The sequence below is a fragment of the Colwellia sp. BRX10-1 genome (genome assembly GCF_014077545.1).
In the GTDB taxonomy this organism is placed as follows: domain Bacteria; phylum Pseudomonadota; class Gammaproteobacteria; order Enterobacterales; family Alteromonadaceae; genus Colwellia_A.
In genome coordinates this window covers 82,994-101,906 of the sequence record NZ_JACGWC010000009.1, presented here as the reverse complement: position 1 = coordinate 101,906, position 18,913 = coordinate 82,994, and the positions used below count along the sequence as shown (strand labels likewise).

Genomic DNA, 18,913 nt, shown 5'->3' with positions numbered 1-18,913 from the left:
AATAATACTCATGTGCGTTAACATTAAAATCTAGTTCATCTTTAAATAACAGGGATTTTCAAATCAAAACACCCCATACAAAATCCCACGCTATTTCTCGTTTAGTATCGCAGGCAATCGTGTCTTAATTATAATCTTTCTGGAAAATTACAAAAAATACCATCGATATTTAATTCTTTTACTTTGGCAATGTCATCATAGTCATTAACCGTATAAACATAAACTTGTAACCCTTTTTGATGTGCGTCATCAACAAAGTCCTGATTGATAAAATCTAGACTTAAGTTGATGGATTGAGCATTAAGTTCAACGGCACAATCAGCATAAGAAAGAGGAACGCCTTCAAGCAAAACACCGATGGGTATTTGAGGATACAAATGTTTAAATTTATTTAATTCATGATGATCAAATGAAGAAACCATAAAATCAAGCTCAGACCAGCCCTTTTCTTTTATGTATTTATCTATTACCTGATACGTTGCAATTGCGGTACTTCTTCCCTTTAATTCTATATTTACTATCACGCTTTTATCAACAAGATCCAAGACTTCTTCAAGTGTTGGTATAAGTTCACCTTTTCCCGCGTCTAGTTGTCTTAGCTCAACAAAGGTTTTATCTTCAGTATAGCCTATACCATTAGTTGTTCTGTCTACTTTATCGTCATGTATAACAACAAGTTCACCTGTTTTACATACATATACATCTAATTCGATCGCATCAACATTTAACGCTAATGCTTTTTTAAAAGACCTTAGCGTGTTTTCAGGTTCATGACCCATTGCGCCACGATGTCCTATTTTTAGTATCTTTTTATCCAAAATTTATTTCTCTTTATTTTCTATAGTAAAATAATTAACACGACAATATCAATACGCATAGCGCTCATTAACAGCCAACTGCTATAAAAACAGTTCTAGCACTTTAGAAAGCCGACCTAGCTTTTTAGTGCTTTTTTTAATGGTGTTAAATGAGACTCATAATTGCGCCATTGTTCAAGACCACTTTGATAAATAGGTTGTCGAACTTGCTCAGAGCTAGGCGTGCGAACAGCGCGTTTATTTGTATGAAAATCAATACAAGCCTGCTCAAAAGGAAGTCCACAATAGTCTAATATGCGCCTAACTTGGCTTTCAAGATCGGCAACCACATCTTCATACTGCACACGTAAAATCTTACCGGGTAATTCTTTGTCCCAATGGTCCATCAACTCAACATAACTACGATAATAATGTCCAATGTCTTCAAGATCATAGGAAAATTGCTGCCCCTCACCAAACAATTGTTTAAAACCACTAAAACAACAGGACAAAGCATCGCGTCTCGCATCGATAATTTTCGCGTTAGGCAAGATCAGATTGATAAGCGCAATATGCCGGAAATTGTTTGGCATTTTATCGATAAAGAACATTGCTCCTTGGCGATGATGCCGAGTCTCTTCAATATACAGCTCGCCCATTTTAGTGAGGTCATCAGCAGTAAGATTGCTTAGAATACTCGGGTATTTGGGGGTGTCACGCGTGGCTTGTCGACCATTTAAGCGATGCGCTAGACCGATAATGTTGGCCAATTCCATTGTCCCATCAACCTGTGAGTGTGAAGAGAGGATTTGTTCTAAAAGTGTCGACCCAGCTCTAGGTAGTCCAACAATAAATATAGGATCTGCAGCAGAGCAACCGGTTTGTTTATGGCGATTGAAAAACGCAGCGTCAAAATTATTTTTCTGAAATTCAAACGATAACTCGAGAGATTTGCTGTCAAATTTGTCTTGCTCGCTCTTGAGTTTGTTGCCGCGATGGTAAAAAGAGAAGGCTTCGTCAAAGAGCTCACTGTCTTCTAAATCTTTGCCAAGCGCAAAGCAAAAATGAATTTTATCATTTATCGATGTTGTCGCGCTTGCTTCTTTAACCCTCATTTGCTGACGTTCATCAGAGGTAAATCGGTAAGTTTTTAAATTGGCCAAACTCCAGAAAGCATCACCAAAGTCAGGTTTGAGATCGTAGCTTTTACGGTAAGCTTGGATCGCGTCTTCAACACGCCCCATCGTTTTTAATGCATGGCCGAGAGTTAAATAGATAGAGTAATTAGCTGCGTTGCTATCCAATACACTTTCAAAGGTGCTTATAGCTGCTTCAAAATCTCCAGTGGCTTGTTGCGCATTGCCAAGACCAATTTTAAACGTTGCATTTTCCGGGTCTGAATCTAATAGAATTTTTGCTTGCTCAAGTGCCTTATTAAATTTTTGTCGTTTATGCAGAACATGAACATAGTCAAGGCGTGCTCTTTTGTAATTTGGTTCAAATTCAAGGCAGCTGGCTAATAAGAACTCCGCGTCATCAAGAATTTGAAACTTTGTTCCTAACTCAGCCAATAAGCGCATAGCTTCTGGTTGATGGGGATTGTCTTTGAGAAAATGACGACAGAGCCATTCAGCGCGATGTAATTGCTTTTGATATATTAAGCTAGAAACAGAAACTAATGCTGGCGGCAAACTGGAGAGCCAATCAGCACGTTTTTTTGCTTCCTGACGCATCGGATAACCAGGTTGGTCTGCTAAAGCGCGCCAACTTCCAAACAAAGCTGGATTTAAGGCGACTGCTTTTTCAAAGGATGCTATCGCTTGGCTAGTGTTCGCCATTGCTTTGTGAGTATAACCTTGCTCTTGATGCGCCCGGCCATGGTCCGGTTGTTTTATAAGAATTTGATCAAGACTTGCCATAGCCAGATTATATTTTTGTTGTTTACGCTGACAGACTGCAAGACAATAAACACCTTCAATATGTCCTGGATTTTCCGCAAGCATATCTTCTAGGTTCTTAGCTGCTTGGCTTAAGTGGCCTTTTTGAATCAAAAGTTGACACTGTTTAATAACTTGGTCTGGTTGGAGGTTTTTCAATTGATTTGGCAAAATAATGTCTCGGTAAATATCAAGAGATGGTTGATATTGTCTATAAATATACAAAAAAAATGGGTCGACGTTATTAAACGCCGACCCTATCTTATCTTAAAATACTTTAAAATAATGTAAAATGCTAATAATCATAGCTTATTCTAAAGCCAACTGTGCGAGGTCTCGTTGGTGAAACCCTAAAGACATTATCAGCTGAACCCGCAGCAACTTGTCCAAGAGAATCGGTAGCATTGTCAATAAAGAGTGTTGCTTTCCAGTCATCTTTTCCAATAGAGGCAGATAGGTTAACTTGATTATAAGACGGTAACTCGACACGATCAGCAGCAACTAAGCTATTAAAACGTGAGTCTGTCCATTTAAATACGCCTTGAAAAACAGCAGCAAAGTCGCCGATATTTTGATAGTAACGCGCGCCAACCACACCTTCATTTTCTGGTGCGTAAGGGAGATTAGACCCTACTGGTGTGATATTAACTAAGGTGTTTGGAATATCAGTCAACTCTGAATCGATGTAACTAAATGAGCCAAAAAGGTCGACATTATCGGTCGCAGCCCAGTTAAGTTCAAATTCAACACCATTGATATCAGCAGAGCCAACATTATCAAAGAATGAGCTATTAGCGATACTAAGATCAAGAACGCCTTGCTGCATGTCACTGAAATCAACATTGTATATCGCGCCATTAAAACGCAAAGTATTATTAAGCCAAGTTGTTTTCCAGCCTAATTCAACACTAACAACATCATCGGTATCAAAAGTAGCAGGAATGCCACCAGTGCCAACTGCACGATTGAATCCACCGCCTCTAAAGCCTTCAGAATACGTAGCATAAAACATCGCGTCAGCATTCATTTCCCAGCGTATATTGGCTTTGTAAATCGTTCCCGATATCGTTGCAGGCGATAAACCAGCCAGTCTTGAATCAACATTTGTTCCGGCATCTGCCTCTGGTCCAGATGCTCTTTGACCGAAAGGAGATTGTCCCATCAAGCCCATTTCAATATTATAGTGACGTGCACCAACTGTTACGGTTACCTCTTCAGTAACGTCGTAAGCAAGCTCACCAAATACAGACATTTCTTCACGGTCTGATTGATAATCATTGAAATAAGTTACGCCCGGCGGCCGAGCACTGCCATCGGTGTTAGTGAAAGCACCCGGTATTGGAAAGTTTGGTGAAAATCCAGCGGCGATAGAACCCGCATAAGTAAAGTCAGTTAACGTATTAAGTTGCTGATCATCATAGAAAACACCACCAATCGCTCTAAAACGGTCTTCCGCATTGGTTGCAACACGAATTTCGTGCACAACGCGTTCTGTTTCAAACTGCTCAGAAGTAGTCATCACAGGACTAAAGCATTCATCATAACCTGGGTAACTACAAATGTAGTAAGGAACATATGGTCCTATTTCTATATAAGCAGTATAGTCAGTATTACCTTGGAACGTGCGGTTGGTGAACGAGCCGTTATAAATAACTTCAAGGCCGCCAAGCATACCATTCAATGTCCACTGTGTTAGGTCAACTTTATCATCACCAGCCGTCGGCGAAAAAGTGGCTGTATTTAAGTCGTTTTCAGTGCTGATAGAGGGATCATATTCAAAAGAACCTTCAGTATCTAACTGTTGGTTTGTGTGCTGTACTAACAAATCCCATTCGTCGTTGATTTGCCATAAGCCACTAATTCTGACGCCACGGTGTGTCGCTTCATTGTAATCATCTTTTGCAAGTGTAGAGTTACTGACTACTTGTCGAGATGAAGGAACGCTGCCACCCAGTGCTGGATTAGTTAATGGTAATTGCGTTGTAGACAGCGCATTATCAATAAACCCACCATCAGTAGAATTATAAGCTGCAATTCGTATGGCAAACTCATCTTCTATAATAGGAAGATTGACATAACCTTCAGTTTTATTACTGATGCCACCGCTCTTGGTCGATGACATACCTACCTCGCCACCGGCTCTAAATTCGTTCAATTCCGGTTTGTTGGTAATAAGGCGAACGGTACCTGCCTGTGAACTAGCGCCAAACAATGTGCCTTGAGGACCTTTTAACACTTCGATACGTTGCAGATCAACCGCATATAAATCTATATTACGACCTGGAGTAGTGATTGGAGTTTCATCAAGGTAAAAAGCAACGCTTGGCTCGCCCCCTATGCCTGCAAGTCTAACATCAGCACGACCGGCGGATACACCACGGATATAGGTTTCTTGCTTACCAGGACCTTGACCTTCAGAGCTAACACCCGGTAGTAATGCAATATAATCTTCAAAGCTGTCAATACCCAGTTGCTGAAGTTGTGCTCCACTAATGGCTTGAACAGCAAGCGGCACTGCTTGTTGGTTTTCTGAACGGCGAGTTGAAGTAACCGTTATAGTTTCGATCTGGCGCTCAGTCTCAACTTTTTTGTCTTCTGCTTTACTCTTTTCCTGAGCTTGAACGGCACTACTACTCAATGCAAGAGCGATTGCCATGGTCAATACGGTTTTAACTGGTCGGTTTTTATGATACATAAGTACCCTCGTTGATTATTTTCTGTGACTTAGCAGATACTAAGTAAATTAATAGATCAATATCGAAGCAAAACGCTTATCAAGTGACAGCCTTTTGATTCTTTGTGACAAACCGTCAAAAGTTTTCGCAAACAGCTGTGTCGTTAAAATAGCCTGTAATATAACTTAATGATTAATATCACAGAAATTTTTGAGTTGTAGCATACTACAATATCGGAAAGATTACTGAATATAGCTAAAATAAACAGCAAACTTCGGTGAAAAGATGGTATTTTGAAGAAGTAACGTTGAGAACGACTCACGGGGTTTATTTAAGCTTGTGGCGATAAACTCTTAAAGGGTTAAAGAGTTTATCGCATTAAATACCTTACTTGACGACACTTTCCCCTGACTTTGCCGCTTTATATTCCGCATGCATAAATGCCCAAACAGATATAATACCCACAGCTGAAATCAATATAAGCATATTCATAAAGCTAGACCAACCACCCGCACTATCAGCTAACCTGCCGCCAATAAAAGCAAATGTTGCACTGGCCGCAAAACCAAAAGCATCAATAAAACTCACCAATTTTGCACTGTGGGGTCCACCATATTCGATAGAGAATATTGACATAGGTAGGTAATAAGCGGGAGAAATTGAAAAGGCGAATAAGAAAATTGCGCTCAAAGCGACAATGTAATTCACTTCAACACTCAAATCAAACCAAGATAAATACTTCAGGGTCAGTATACTCAATAAACTCAGAGTCATCGCTATCGTTAATACGGTGCGAATACCTTTCTTTGAAAATCGGTCGTAAAATGCTATCGAAGCTAACAATCCAGCCAAAGAACCTACGGGGAAAATAGTAGAAGCCATTGCTGCTTGTGAAGGAGATAATTGATAGGTTTCCATAAGATAAACGGCAACAAAGTCTAAAAAGGCCATCATACAAGTAAGCATCATTAGCATTAGCACCACGAGCCAAACTCTTGGACTTTTAATAAATGCCAACATACCTGCACCCATACTCGTATCTTGAAGTGGGTGGTTATATTTGTTATCAACTGCCTGCTTTGCTGCTTTGGCTAGCGCTATACCTTCGGCACTGGTATCAGTATGATCACTTTCAATTTCTCTAAAAAAGTTGGGATTTTCTGGTTTTTCTTGTAGAAAAAAATAACAACCAATAAAAACAACCAGTCCAAAAGCCGCAGCGATGAAAGCGACTGAACGCCAATCCATAAAGCTTAATAACCAACCAAAGAATAAAGTCGCTAACACAACACTGAATCTAGAACTGGTAGAAATAATACTCCAAACTCGCCCGTAATGATGAGGGTGATACCATTCTCCAACCAGTTTGGTCATCGCTGGCCAACCTGAAGATTTTGTACAGTACAATAGGAATGAAAAAACAGTAAAAGCCATTACATTAGGAGAGAGTCCAAAAGCAATAACAAAGAGCGCCGTTAGAAATATGCCAATCAAAAAAGTAAAGCGCCCACCTATAATATCAGCAAGGGGCCCCCAAATGAGCTTGCCAACCAATGCACCTAAAGTACCATAAGCAGCAAAATCACCCAGATTAGTTTTTGTTAAGGCTAAGGTTTCATCGGCAAGCAAGGCAGGACTAAGAATAGTGACCATTTGACGACAAATCATCATGGCGGCATAACCAAGATACATGGCGATAATAATATTTAATTGCTTTGGGGGTCGGTTAGACATAATTTCTCTGTGAACAGTTGTAATATAGTTAACGGTACTCCTATAAAACACTGGCTCTGTTAGGTTAATGATTATGGATTCGATGATACTATGTTATTCAGTAGTTTACGTCAAATACGCCAAAAAAATTAGCCTTCTATCAAACTGACAATAATTACAGGTTCACTACTTTCAAGTAAAGTGACGATATTTTATTCAAGAATATTATGAATTTAGATTAAACAGATAATAGTTACAGTATCTATCCTTTATAACAACAGAGTTATTAGCGCAATATAATTCAAGAGAAAAAATCTAAACGATGTAGATGATGACTTGCAATAATGGGGAGGATTTTAATTAACTAGGAAGTACAGAAAAAAAGGTGGTACCCGGAGACGGACTTGAACCGTCACACTCTATGTTCAAGTAAAGTGACGAGATTTTTATTCAAGAGAAAAAATCTAAACGATGTAGATGATGACTTGCAATAATGAGAGGATTTTAACTAACTAGGAAGTTCAGAAAAAAAGGTGGTACCCGGAGACGGACTTGAAACGTCACACTCTATGTTCAAGTAAAGTGACGAGATTTTTATTCAAGAGAAAAAATCTAAACGATATAGATGATGACTTGTAATAATGGGGAGGATTTTAACTAACTAGGAAGTACAGAAAAAAAGGTGGTACCCGGAGACGGACTTGAACCGTCACACTCTATGAGCGAGGGATTTTAAATCCCTTGTGTCTACCAATTCCACCACCCGGGCATCGGATAATTCTTTTTAAAGTAGAGATTGGCTCCCTACTAACTCTTAATTACTAAGAGGTTTTTTACTATCTAGCTTATTAAAACACTAAATAAGTATTGGAGCGGCTAACGAGACTCGAACTCGTGACATTCACGTTGGCAACGTGATGCTCTACCAGCTGAGCTACAGCCGCTTCGTAGATTAAGTAATATAATATCATTACTTAAGGTTTTCTTTTCTTTAATAAAATTTGGAGCGGCTAACGAGACTCGAACTCGTGACATTCACGTTGGCAACGTGATGCTCTACCAGCTGAGCTACAGCCGCTTCATAACTTGCTATTACAAACAAGGTTTAAATTTTATCTGCATGCGCCAACATACACCATCTTAACTACCCACTTTACTCTGTTAAAAACAAAGTGGTACCCGGAGACGGACTTGAACCGTCACACTCTATGAGCGAGGGATTTTAAATCCCTTGTGTCTACCAATTCCACCACCCGGGCATCGGATAATTATTTTTTATAGTAGTGATTGGTTCCCTACTTCTTAGTATTTAAACTAAGTCCTTCATACATCCAACACTTATAAATAAGTAATGGAGGCGGGTCCCGGAGTCGAACCGAGGTCCACGGATTTGCAATCCGCTGCATAGCCATTCTGCCAACCCGCCGAATCCTTTGAATAGATAACGATTTAAAAAAAATCATTAGAAATCAAACTTGGAGCGGCTAACGAGACTCGAACTCGTGACATTCACGTTGGCAACGTGATGCTCTACCAGCTGAGCTACAGCCGCTTCATCTGCTGACTCCCTGTCAACTTGGGACGCATTCTACATTGAAATTATTTGGAGTCAACAGTTTAATTTCAATTTTGTTTTGACTGCTCAAAAAGCGGCTAATTTGACGTTTTTTTAACTAAATATATCATTTTCTAGCTATTTTGTTTCGCTAACTCTGGCCAAGCTACTTTAAAATAGGCCAGCATTGACCAAAAAGTAAGCACTGTGGCTATCGCATAAAAGCTGTAAGCGATAAACATTAATATTTCATGTGGAAAATTAAACAGAATTAACGGAATATCATAATCAGGTTGCCAAATTAATCCCATAATACCTAGCATTTGCGCAGCTGTTTTATATTTTCCCATTTGAGAAACAGCAATTTCATCGCGTTTACCGCGTGAAGACATAAATTCACGCAAGGCACTAATAAAAATTTCACGAGCAATCATTAATATTGCTGAAATTGAAATCCACCACAGTTGATAATCTTGAATAAGTAGCACTAAAGCAGCAACAACCATTAATTTATCAGCTACTGGGTCGATAAAGGCGCCAAATGCTGAAGATTGGTTTAATTTACGTGCTAGATAGCCATCAAGAGCATCACTAATAGCAGCAAGCCAGAATACGGCAAATGCGCCGAAATGATTCCATGAGACTGGTAAATAAAATACCACTAAAAAAACAGGTATTAATACTATCCGAAACATGGTGATTTGATTTGGAATGGTCCACATAAATTTATTTTACTACTAAAGCAACAAGCGTTACCGCATTCTACACATTACAGGCAGAGACGTAAATTTTTATCAAAAAATAGCAATAATAAGTGTAGACAACAAAGGTGGGTTTATTACAGGAAGACGTTTAACTTATTTATCATGTAAGGCGTTATATATTGTATCGGCTAAAACAGCACTAATACCAGGCACCTTTTCAAGTATTGACCTATCGGCTTGCATAACTTCTTGGAGCCCACCTAAATATTTTAATAAGGCTTGACGTTTTTTCGCGCCAATTCCTTCAATAGATTCAAGTGTCGATTTTTTGCTGGCTTTTTGACGCTTGGCTCGATGTCCTGTAATGGCAAAACGATGTGATTCATCACGAATATGCTGTACTAAGTGTAAAGCTGGTGAGGTTGATGGTAATGAAATTAGCTGATGACTACCTGCTAAGATTAGCGTTTCAAGTCCAGGCTTACGCCCTTCTCCTTTAGCGACACCAACTAATAGTGGGATTTTTTCTAAAGCGGTATCTATTTGCCATTGAGCAAAAAATGCTTCTGCTTTTGATAATTGTCCTTTACCGCCATCAATAAAAACAATGTCAGGCATATTTTCCATGGTGTTCACCTTGCCATAACGTTTGTTAAGCGCAAACGCCATCGCCGCATAATCATCACCCGGTGTAATGCCATAAACATTATAACGACGATAATCACTTTTTAAAGGCCCTTCTTGATTGAACACCACATTAGATGCCACGGTTTGTTGCCCCATGGTATGACTAATATCAAAACACTCAATTCGGTTAATGCCATTATCAAGTTCAAAAACTTCATTTAATGCCGAAAAACGCGCTTGCATTGACGCTTTATGACTATTCTTAGTGACTAATGCATTTTGCGCATTGGTACAGGCCAACTTTAAATATTGGGCACGTTCGCTGCGAACACTCGTTGATATTTTAACATTGCGCTCGGCTTGCTCACTCAAAAGCTTAGTAAGCTCTTCAATGTGTTCAAAACTTTCACTGATCACTATTTCTTTAGGTATCGCAGCACTTTTCAAGTCTTGCCCTAAGTAATGCTGGCTTATAAAGGCTTGGTAAACGTCTGCTTGTTCAGTTTCGGCAGGAATACTAGGGAAATAGCTTTTGCTACCCAGTATCTTTTGATCACGTATAAATAAAACGTGTACACAAACCTGTGATTTCTCAATATAGATACCGATAACATCAAGTTCAGCGACAATACCACTGACAAACTGTTGCTTTTGAACTTGTCGTAACGTAGCGATTTGATCTCGGTACTTAGCCGCAGCCTCAAAGTCTAATGTGTGGCTAGCTTGTTCCATTTCAACCACTAAACTATCAATAACCGTTGAGCTTTTTCCTCGTAAAAATAGTTTAGCTAAGTCAACTTGTTGCTGGTAATCAACCGCTGATATTTTGTCGACACAGGGTGCAGAACAACGATTTAATTGATACTGCAAACAAGGACGACTGCGCGCACGATAATAACTATCTTCGCATTGACGAACCGGAAATAACTTTTGCATTAAACGAAGGCTTTCCCAAACAGCACCAACAGTTGGATATGGACCAAAGTATTCACCTTTAACTTTTTTACCGCCTCGGTGAACGCCTAGCTTAGGATGTTTATGGTCTGTTATTAGTAAATAGGGGTAAGACTTATCATCTCGTAATAAAATATTATATTTAGGGAGATATTTTTTAATGTAGTTGTTTTCAAGAATTAACGCTTCGCCCTCAGTATGAGTAACGGTAACGTCAATCGCCATAATATGGCTGACTAATACTTTGGTTTTGGTGCTGCCGACATCTTTACGAAAATAACTGGCAAGGCGTTTTCTAAGCTGTTTAGCTTTTCCTACATAGATAACCGTTTGGTGTTTATCGTACATCCGATAAACACCCGCTTGCTCAGAAACGGAAGAAAGAAAAGCTTGGTGATCAAAAAGAGATTGAGAAATTGACAAGTTTTATAATGTTTCTGTTTTGATCATACCATGACGTATAGCGAGATGAGTAAGTTCTACATCATTACCAACGTTTAACTTTTCAAACATTCTGTATCGGTAACTATTAATCGTTTTAGTACTTAAAATGAGTTGTTCTGAAATATGGGGGACTTTTTCACCACGGGTGATCATCAACATAATTTGAAGTTCACGTTCAGACAAGGTATTGAATGGATTTTCTTCATTCGATTTAAACTGACTTAATGCCATTTGTTGAGCAATATCTGGCGTTATGTAACGCTGACCACTGTTTACTGCTCGAATAGCGTTAACCATTTCATCAGCACCAGCACCTTTAGTTAAATAACCTGCAGCGCCAATTTGCATGACCTTGGTAGGAATAGGGTCTTCTGAATACACAGTTAACACGATAACTTTTATGTCAGGTGAATAACGAATTATTTTTTTAGTCGCTTCTAAACCACCTATCCCCGGCATGTTCATGTCCATTAACACAACATCGGGTTGACTTTTACGACAAAATTGTACGGCTTCTTCTCCGGTTTCGGCCTCGCCTATGACTTTAAGTCCTTTTACGTCGTCTAGAATTCTACGTATTCCTGTACGAACTAACTCATGATCATCGACCAATAAAACATTTATCAACGGAGGTTCACCTTAATTTACAATTTTTATTATCTTGGAGAATACTGTAAGAAATATTCCTTATATGATTAGAGCATATAGGGTATTAGCAAGCAGTACAATTGAATTCAACCATCTTACATTGAAAAAGTGCAGCATAGTTATAGCACTGCTTTATTAACCTACTGTTAGGCTAAATTTTAACTAAAGATCATGCTTCTTTAACCAATTATTTAACAAACCAATTTGACCATTTTTATAAGCAGCATAAGTCAATCTAACCGCATTACTTAAAATGACGCTGTCCGTCCATTTCGTCTGCTCGGCTATGAGTTCGTAACAATTTTGTGCTTCTGGAGACAAATAGCCACGCATTTCTTTTTTGCCATTCTCTTTTTGTCGTTCGCGATAGCGCTTTTGTTTCTCTGCGTTACTAAATGCTTTTTTATTCTCTCTCATCAGTGAGTTACCAAATTATCTAAAATAAAAACAAGGTTATGCGTAACCAAATAATATATAAAAAAGTGATAATAATCTAACTTTATATTAATAAAACTCAAATAAAGCACTGCTCGGAGTTGTTTAGTGTACAGGTGTTCGCTAAAGTAGCGAATAATTTAATTACTGAAAATAAAGTGACCTCATGTTAGATCAAAATTCATACTCTAAAGAAGACTTAGTAAAAGCAGGAACTGGCGAAATGTTTGGCGAAGGAAATAGTCAATTACCTTCAGACAACATGTTGATGATGGACCGAATTATTTCTATCACTGAAGATGGTGGTGAATATGGTAAAGGTGAGATTATTGCTGAACTTGATATTAGCCCAGACCTTTGGTTTTTTGATTGTCACTTTAAAGGCGACCCTGTTATGCCTGGTTGTTTAGGCTTAGATGCTATGTGGCAACTCGTTGGTTTCTTCCTTGGTTGGTCAGGTGGTCCAGGTCGCGGTAGAGCGTTGGGTGTAGGTGAAGTTAAATTTACAGGTCAAATTTTACCGACCAACAAAAAAGTAACTTATAAAATCACTTTAAAGCGTGTTATCAAGCGCAAATTGTTTATGGGTATTGCTGATGGTGAAGTATTAGTTGATGGCAAGGTTATCTATACCGCTAAAGATTTAAAAGTAGGCTTATTTACTGACACTACTTCATTTTAGTCTTGTTTTATCTAAGACTTATCTAAGACTCATATAATAATACCTTACGTTATATATGTTAAAGCCTACTTTTAGACAGTAGGCTTTTTTATTTTATTAATTTCCTGCCTTTATTTGCGATATTCTGCTAAATTAACCTTATTAAACTTATCCCGCTATTCTTAAAATTATCCTTATGATCAAGTTACCCTCAAGTGTTTATAACAGCACCAAATTAGTCTTTATCCTAATGATTTCGCTGGTGTTAGTTTTTATCCTTAACAGTGTATGGCAGTTTATCAGTCATATCGATGAACTTTCTTTTAGTGAAAATTCTCCTTTAGTAACAAGTAATTTTAGCTACGCTATTGACCATGGCAATAGTTTAAATATCAAGACTCTCATAAAAAGCAAAGAGGCCGAAGCGCGATTCACTCCCTCGTTAGCTAATGACATTCCTTACGCACTAGGTCTTCAATCCTATTGGGTTAAAATTAATATTAATAACAACACACCAAACACTCAAAGTGTTGTATTGCATGCCGATAACAGTCGTTTGGCTTTTTTTGATGTTTATAAAGTCAACGCTATTTTAGGAAGTACGACACAAATAGCTCAACAAAAACAGACGCCTGAGCAAGAAACCTTATTGGATGTATTTCCACATGTAGCTTTTGATCTCCTTGCAAAGAGTACGGCACAAGTTATTGTGCATGTAAAAAGTAATGGCGCACCAAATATCCCGTTAATACTTTATAGCAAAGACAATTTTGATAAACGTGCTGATTATGTGCAAATGACTTTTGGGATTTTTATTGGCATTATGCTTTTAATGGCAGCCTATAACTTTGTGCTATTTTTTGCGACAAAAGATAAAGTTTACTTGGTATATATTGGCTATTTATTATCTGCTTTTATTGTTATAGCTGGAGTAACGGGGTATGGATATCTAATTTTCTCAAAAAAAATTCAATATATAATCCATGAGTACTCGCTATTTTTAGATTATTTTATGATATTTTTCTTGTTACTTTTCTCATTATATTTCTTACGTTATGACCAAATAAAAGGAAAGTTTTATAAAGTGGGCCTGACATCTTGCCTACTGTTAATAGTTGTCGCTTTTTATTCATTGACCTTAGATCAAATTGCACAAACCAAACTGTTTTTTTCAATTCAACCGATATTTATTTTATATGCACTATTTATCATTTTTAGAAGACTGTCTAAAGATTTTGCCTGGGCACGATTTTATTTCATTTCATGGGTACCTTTTTTAGCTGGTGCGGCAATTCAACCACTCGTGTTATTAAATTATGTTGATTCGACATTCATTACACGTAATGCATTTCTATTTGCGGTGATGATTGAAATTACTTTTATGGCTTTTGCACTCGCTGAGCGGATGCGCAGGAATGAGCAAGATAGAATTCATGATATTAGTTACCATGATTTTACCAGATTACCCCGTAAGTCGATGCTTGAAAACGCGATGAACGAAATGAAAATTTCGGGTAAAAACGATTTTTGTGTATTAATAATTAAACCAGAACATATCGAACAAATATCACTTTATATTGATGATAAAGCTAATGCGGCTTTATTTAAACGCCTAAGTCGTCGCTTAAGCTCATTGTTCATTCATAATGATGCTATCGTAAAATTATCTTCTAACCACGAAAAAATTTGTTTTTTAGAAAATAACTGCCTGGCTATAATCGTTAATAACGAGAAAAATCAGCAAGACTTGCCTGTTTTGATCAAATCAATACAACAGCTTACCTCTGAGACATTTCAAATAGATGACCTTAAGTTACCCTTGTCAGCAGTAATTGGTGTCGCTAACCACCCAGAACATGGCAGTGCTAACTACTTATTGATTAATCATGCCCAATTAGCGGTAAACGATGCGCAACTTGTCTATGGACGTTGGGCTTATTATCAAAGCGAAAAATCAGATCACACCAGTTACTTGCTCAAACTTGCCACCGATTTAAAAGAAGCAATAGAGAATGACACATTAGCTATATACCATCAGCCACAAATCGATCTTAAAACCTTACGTGTATGCAGTAGCGAGTGTCTAATTCGTTGGGAACATCCTCGTGAAGGTTTCATCTCACCTGACATTTTTATTCCTTTAGCCGAAGATTTAGGCCTTATTAATCAACTAACGTTATGGGTTATTAAGCGCGCTTTAGCACAGCATCAACAAATTTTAGTCAATAATAATCATATGGTCTCAATTAATATTAGTGGTAAAGATATTGCTCATGAGCACTTTTTTACTAATGCTCTAAGTATTATTGAAGAAAGTGGCATAGCCGCTGAGAAAATAATTTTAGAGTTAACTGAATCGGCGTCAATTAGCCATAACAAGCAATCTCTTGAGTTAATCCAAAAATTAGGCGATTTAGGTTTTACTATCAGTATTGATGACTTTGGCACAGGATATTCTTCCATGGCGCAAATTAGCCATCTTCCTTTTCAAGAGCTCAAAGTTGACCGACTATTTGTTGAGAATGTTAATGATGATCACAAACGTAAAACCATTGCTGAAGCTACCGTTAAAATGGCAAAGGGTTTAGGTTTAGAAGTTGTTGCTGAAGGTATTAATAGCCAAGAAGATGAAGACACATTGCGTAGTTTTGGCTGCGATATTGGCCAAGGCTACTATTACGCAAAACCAATGCCCATTGATGATTACCTTGACTGGTTGGCTTCACAAAACAATGGTCGAACACAAAAACGTGTCGACCTTGATGGTGAGTTCATTCCAGCTGATAAAATCTAGAATAATCTATTCTCTAAAGTTTTACCGTTAGTTAATTGTGAATATTGCCATTTGTGTTGATGACAAAGCTTTAATATTTGTAAATCTAACGGTTCGCTTTCAGGAGAAATGATACCAGTAGTGATTAAAAACTCATTGTTTTGCGTCTGTTCAATATGCTGTACATCGGCAACGCCAGCCATTAAAGGTAAAAAGTTATCGTACGCCTTCCTCATTCTAATCGTTAAGAAACCTTGCTGATCTTCGCTTTGCAAGTTTTGATGTTGTTTTAATTGTCCCTTCTCTATATATAAGACTTGGCTACATAACCGCTCTAGCTCACTCAAATCATGAGAACTTAAAATAAAGGTAATTTCTGATGATAATGAAGCAACGAGCTGACGAACTTCTCGTGCATTTATCGGGTCAAGTCCCGCTGTCGCTTCATCCAACATAACTATTTCTGGCGAGCCAATTAACGTTTGGGCAATAGCAACACGTTTACGCATGCCATGTGATAACTCATCAGGCTTGGCTTTTAGCGTGTCAGCTAAGCCAACAAGCTCTAACGTTCTTTGTGCTTCTTTTTGTGCATTCTTGCGAGTTAGACCTTGCAGTTGGGCATAAAAGGTTAATTGATGTGCAATCGAAAAACGTGGGTCAAACTGAGCATCTTGTGGTAAAGCCGCTAATCTGCCGAATAAGTTGGCGTCTCCAGCCCTTAATCCTGCAATAGTGATAGTGCCGCTACTGGGCAACAGATAACCACATAAAAGGCTAAATAAAGTTGTTTTACCAGCACCATTGGGTCCAACTAAAGCAATGGGTTGCCCTTTTTCTATACTGAATGATACATTGTCTAAAGCTAGATGATCGCCAAATGATTTTGAAAGATTATCAACTTGAATTAATGGCGCAGATTGGCTATTAAGTAAACTCATATTGATGCCCTCTTTAGTAGTTTATCCGCAACAAATAACAAGACAATTGTTTGTAATATAGGAATTAAATAATGGTAAAAGTCGAGTCCATCTAATGAAACTACACTGCTAATTTGTGTACCCGGAAAAATAAAGTTAAGAAAAAGTCCACTGTCTAATTGAAATTGAATAAAACCTATCAATAGTGCTCCTATGGTATAAAACAAAATACCAGCAACAATGCTCATTTTTGCTGAGGATAAAATACTATTAAAAAATGACATCAGAGCAATGAAAGGTAAAATTATAATTGCTAATTCAATAAACAAAACTGCAGCTTGTTTTAATGCCGGTAAAAACAAAGCATTATCACGAACTGTGGCTAAAATAACACATGCCACTAACGTTAGTAATATAAGACTAACAAGTGTAAGGAATTGACCTAAAAATCGTCCTAGCAGTATTTCACTGCGTGAGGCTCTTAAAGTAATAAAACGAAGCGTTCCGCGAGCACGGTCGGAACAAGTTTGATCACTACTGACTAAAAAAGTGAATATTGGAAATGAATAAACCGCGACTAGCCAATAAATAGAAAATTCAGCAACGGGCCATTTCAACAAAGCACTTACTCCCAATGAACCAAATAAAGTACTTGCTGCCACCTTAAATCCATCGGAAAAAACCAGTTCAGTGGCTGAGCTGATCACATAAGTCAAAAGTATGAACCAAACAGCACAAAATGCCGTTAAGGCGATTAAGCCATTTTTAGTATTAAAAATACGCTTCAATTCAAATTGCGTGAGAATAGATAGTCTATGGATGTTCAACAAATTAACGCCTGCTAGTGATTATTTTTCAATACCATAAAGGCACAGCTAACAAAATGCGAGTGTTATTTTGTTTCAAACAGTGGCAATAACATCAGCGCTCGACATTGAGTTTACAAATAAAAAAGCCAATCAAAATTGATTGGCTTTACTAATACACTTAAAGAAGGGGGAAAATAAACTTAAGCTCTACGAGTAACGACTGACTCACTCAGTTGTGCCAACAAGACTTCTGTATCAGACCAGCCAATACAAGCATCGGTAATGCTTTGACCATATGTCGCCACTTCTCCGTCAATCAAGTCTTGGCGACCTTCTACTAAGTGACTTTCAACCATTACACCGAAAATATTGTCATTCCCGCCACTAATTTGCTGACAAACATCATCGCAAACGAGCATTTGATTTTTAAACTTTTTACTGCTATTAGCATGACTAAAATCAATCATGATCTTGGTATTAAGTGAAGACTTCTCTAATTGCTCAGTCACAACTTTTACACTGTCTGCGTCAAAATTTGTCGATTTACCGCCTCGTAAAATAATATGACAATCTTTATTACCCGTTGTTTGAACAATAGCAGAATGACCATATTTAGTGACCGACAAAAAATGATGAGAAGCACTTGCTGCGCCAATTGCATCTATTGCCACTTTAATGGTGCCATCTGTACCATTTTTAAATCCGACTGGACAAGATAAGCCTGAGGCGAGTTCTCGATGAACTTGGCTTTCAGTAGTACGAGCCCCGATTGCTCCCCAACACATAAAATCAGCCATATACTGTGGTGTTATCATGTCTAAAAACTCACCCGCTGTCGGCATCCCCATATCATTGAGGTCGAGTAATAATTTACGGCCAATTCGAAGGCCGTCATTAAGCTTAAAGGTGTTATCCATGTAAGGGTCATTAATTAAGCCCTTCCAACCCACCGTTGTTCTTGGCTTTTCGAAATAAACTCGCATAACAATTTCAAGCGTGTCTTCATACTTTTTGCGCAGTTTAACTAGTCGCTGGCCATATTCTAATGCTGCATCTGTGTCATGTATTGAACAAGGACCAATGACAACGAGCAAGCGATCATCTTTATTATTAAAAATGTTACTAATGGCTTTACGTGCAGAAAATACCGACTTAGATGCTTCTTGAGAAGCTGGAAATCGCTCAATAAGTGCGATTGGAGGTAATAATTCTTTTATTTTACTGATGCGAACGTCGTCGGTTTGGTAGAACATAGTCATTT

13 protein-coding genes and 6 tRNA genes are annotated in these 18,913 nt (G+C 38.0%); 2 read left to right on the top strand and 17 right to left on the bottom strand.

The window, feature by feature from the left end:
* Window positions 1-128: 128 nt before the first annotated feature.
* The 14 genes from H4J75_RS09890 to H4J75_RS09825 all read right to left on the bottom strand — a co-directional run bounded on the left by H4J75_RS09890 (window position 129) and on the right by H4J75_RS09825 (window position 12,471).
* On the bottom strand, window positions 129-818 hold the full coding sequence (locus H4J75_RS09890) for a glycerophosphodiester phosphodiesterase family protein (protein WP_197517634.1): 690 nt from the start codon (window positions 816-818) through the stop codon (window positions 129-131).
* 116 nt (window positions 819-934) lie between these two features.
* Entirely contained in the window at window positions 935-2,905 is a 1,971-nt protein-coding gene (locus tag H4J75_RS09885) for a tetratricopeptide repeat-containing sulfotransferase family protein (RefSeq protein ID WP_182222024.1), read from the bottom strand.
* A gap of 124 nt (window positions 2,906-3,029) precedes the next feature.
* Window positions 3,030-5,429 (bottom strand): TonB-dependent receptor, encoded by a 2,400-nt coding sequence (locus tag H4J75_RS09880; protein WP_182222023.1) that lies wholly within the window; start codon window positions 5,427-5,429, stop codon window positions 3,030-3,032.
* A gap of 367 nt (window positions 5,430-5,796) precedes the next feature.
* The gene (locus H4J75_RS09875) at window positions 5,797-7,143 is read right to left on the bottom strand and encodes an MFS transporter (protein WP_182222022.1); all 1,347 of its coding nucleotides are present in this window, start codon (window positions 7,141-7,143) and stop codon (window positions 5,797-5,799) included.
* A gap of 662 nt (window positions 7,144-7,805) precedes the next feature.
* A tRNA-Leu gene (locus H4J75_RS09870) sits at window positions 7,806-7,891 on the bottom strand.
* Window positions 7,892-7,990: 99 nt separating this feature from the next.
* Window positions 7,991-8,066, bottom strand: a tRNA-Gly gene (locus H4J75_RS09865).
* Between the two features lie 58 nt (window positions 8,067-8,124).
* Window positions 8,125-8,200 (bottom strand) — tRNA-Gly (locus H4J75_RS09860).
* Window positions 8,201-8,295: 95 nt separating this feature from the next.
* Window positions 8,296-8,381 (bottom strand) — tRNA-Leu (locus H4J75_RS09855).
* Between the two features lie 93 nt (window positions 8,382-8,474).
* Window positions 8,475-8,548: transfer RNA gene (locus H4J75_RS09850), tRNA-Cys, on the bottom strand.
* A 50-nt stretch (window positions 8,549-8,598) separates the two neighbouring features.
* Window positions 8,599-8,674 (bottom strand) — tRNA-Gly (locus H4J75_RS09845).
* Window positions 8,675-8,811: 137 nt separating this feature from the next.
* Window positions 8,812-9,399, bottom strand: coding sequence for a CDP-diacylglycerol--glycerol-3-phosphate 3-phosphatidyltransferase (gene pgsA, locus H4J75_RS09840; RefSeq protein WP_070373704.1), 588 nt, complete (start codon window positions 9,397-9,399; stop codon window positions 8,812-8,814).
* Window positions 9,400-9,534: 135 nt separating this feature from the next.
* On the bottom strand, window positions 9,535-11,379 hold the full coding sequence (gene uvrC / locus H4J75_RS09835; protein ID WP_182222048.1) for an excinuclease ABC subunit UvrC: 1,845 nt from the start codon (window positions 11,377-11,379) through the stop codon (window positions 9,535-9,537).
* A gap of 9 nt (window positions 11,380-11,388) precedes the next feature.
* On the bottom strand, window positions 11,389-12,033 hold the full coding sequence (gene uvrY, locus H4J75_RS09830) for a UvrY/SirA/GacA family response regulator transcription factor (RefSeq protein ID WP_070373705.1): 645 nt from the start codon (window positions 12,031-12,033) through the stop codon (window positions 11,389-11,391).
* Between the two features lie 183 nt (window positions 12,034-12,216).
* Window positions 12,217-12,471, bottom strand: a complete 255-nt coding sequence (locus tag H4J75_RS09825) for a hypothetical protein (protein WP_182222021.1) — start codon at window positions 12,469-12,471, stop codon at window positions 12,217-12,219.
* A gap of 184 nt (window positions 12,472-12,655) precedes the next feature.
* Between H4J75_RS09825 and fabA the strand changes: the two genes are divergently transcribed.
* Window positions 12,656-13,171 carry a bifunctional 3-hydroxydecanoyl-ACP dehydratase/trans-2-decenoyl-ACP isomerase gene (fabA, locus tag H4J75_RS09820; RefSeq protein WP_070373707.1) on the top strand — a complete coding sequence of 172 codons (516 nt, stop codon included), beginning with the start codon at window positions 12,656-12,658 and terminating at the stop codon, window positions 13,169-13,171.
* A gap of 175 nt (window positions 13,172-13,346) precedes the next feature.
* Window positions 13,347-15,944, top strand: coding sequence for a GGDEF domain-containing phosphodiesterase (locus H4J75_RS09815; RefSeq protein WP_182231400.1), 2,598 nt, complete (start codon window positions 13,347-13,349; stop codon window positions 15,942-15,944).
* On the opposite strand, the gene H4J75_RS09810 is transcribed toward H4J75_RS09815, so the two are convergent.
* The 3 genes from H4J75_RS09810 to aroG form a co-directional block, all read right to left on the bottom strand.
* Window positions 15,941-16,864 (bottom strand): ABC transporter ATP-binding protein, encoded by a 924-nt coding sequence (locus H4J75_RS09810; protein ID WP_182222019.1) that lies wholly within the window; start codon window positions 16,862-16,864, stop codon window positions 15,941-15,943. The genes H4J75_RS09815 and H4J75_RS09810 overlap by 4 nt on opposite strands.
* Window positions 16,861-17,673 carry a hypothetical protein gene (locus tag H4J75_RS09805; protein WP_182222018.1) on the bottom strand — a complete coding sequence of 271 codons (813 nt, stop codon included), beginning with the start codon at window positions 17,671-17,673 and terminating at the stop codon, window positions 16,861-16,863. Before H4J75_RS09805 ends, H4J75_RS09810 begins: the two co-directional genes overlap by 4 nt.
* A 179-nt stretch (window positions 17,674-17,852) precedes the next feature.
* On the bottom strand, window positions 17,853-18,905 hold the full coding sequence (gene aroG, locus H4J75_RS09800; RefSeq protein WP_182218309.1) for a 3-deoxy-7-phosphoheptulonate synthase AroG: 1,053 nt from the start codon (window positions 18,903-18,905) through the stop codon (window positions 17,853-17,855).
* Window positions 18,906-18,913: the final 8 nt, after the last annotated feature.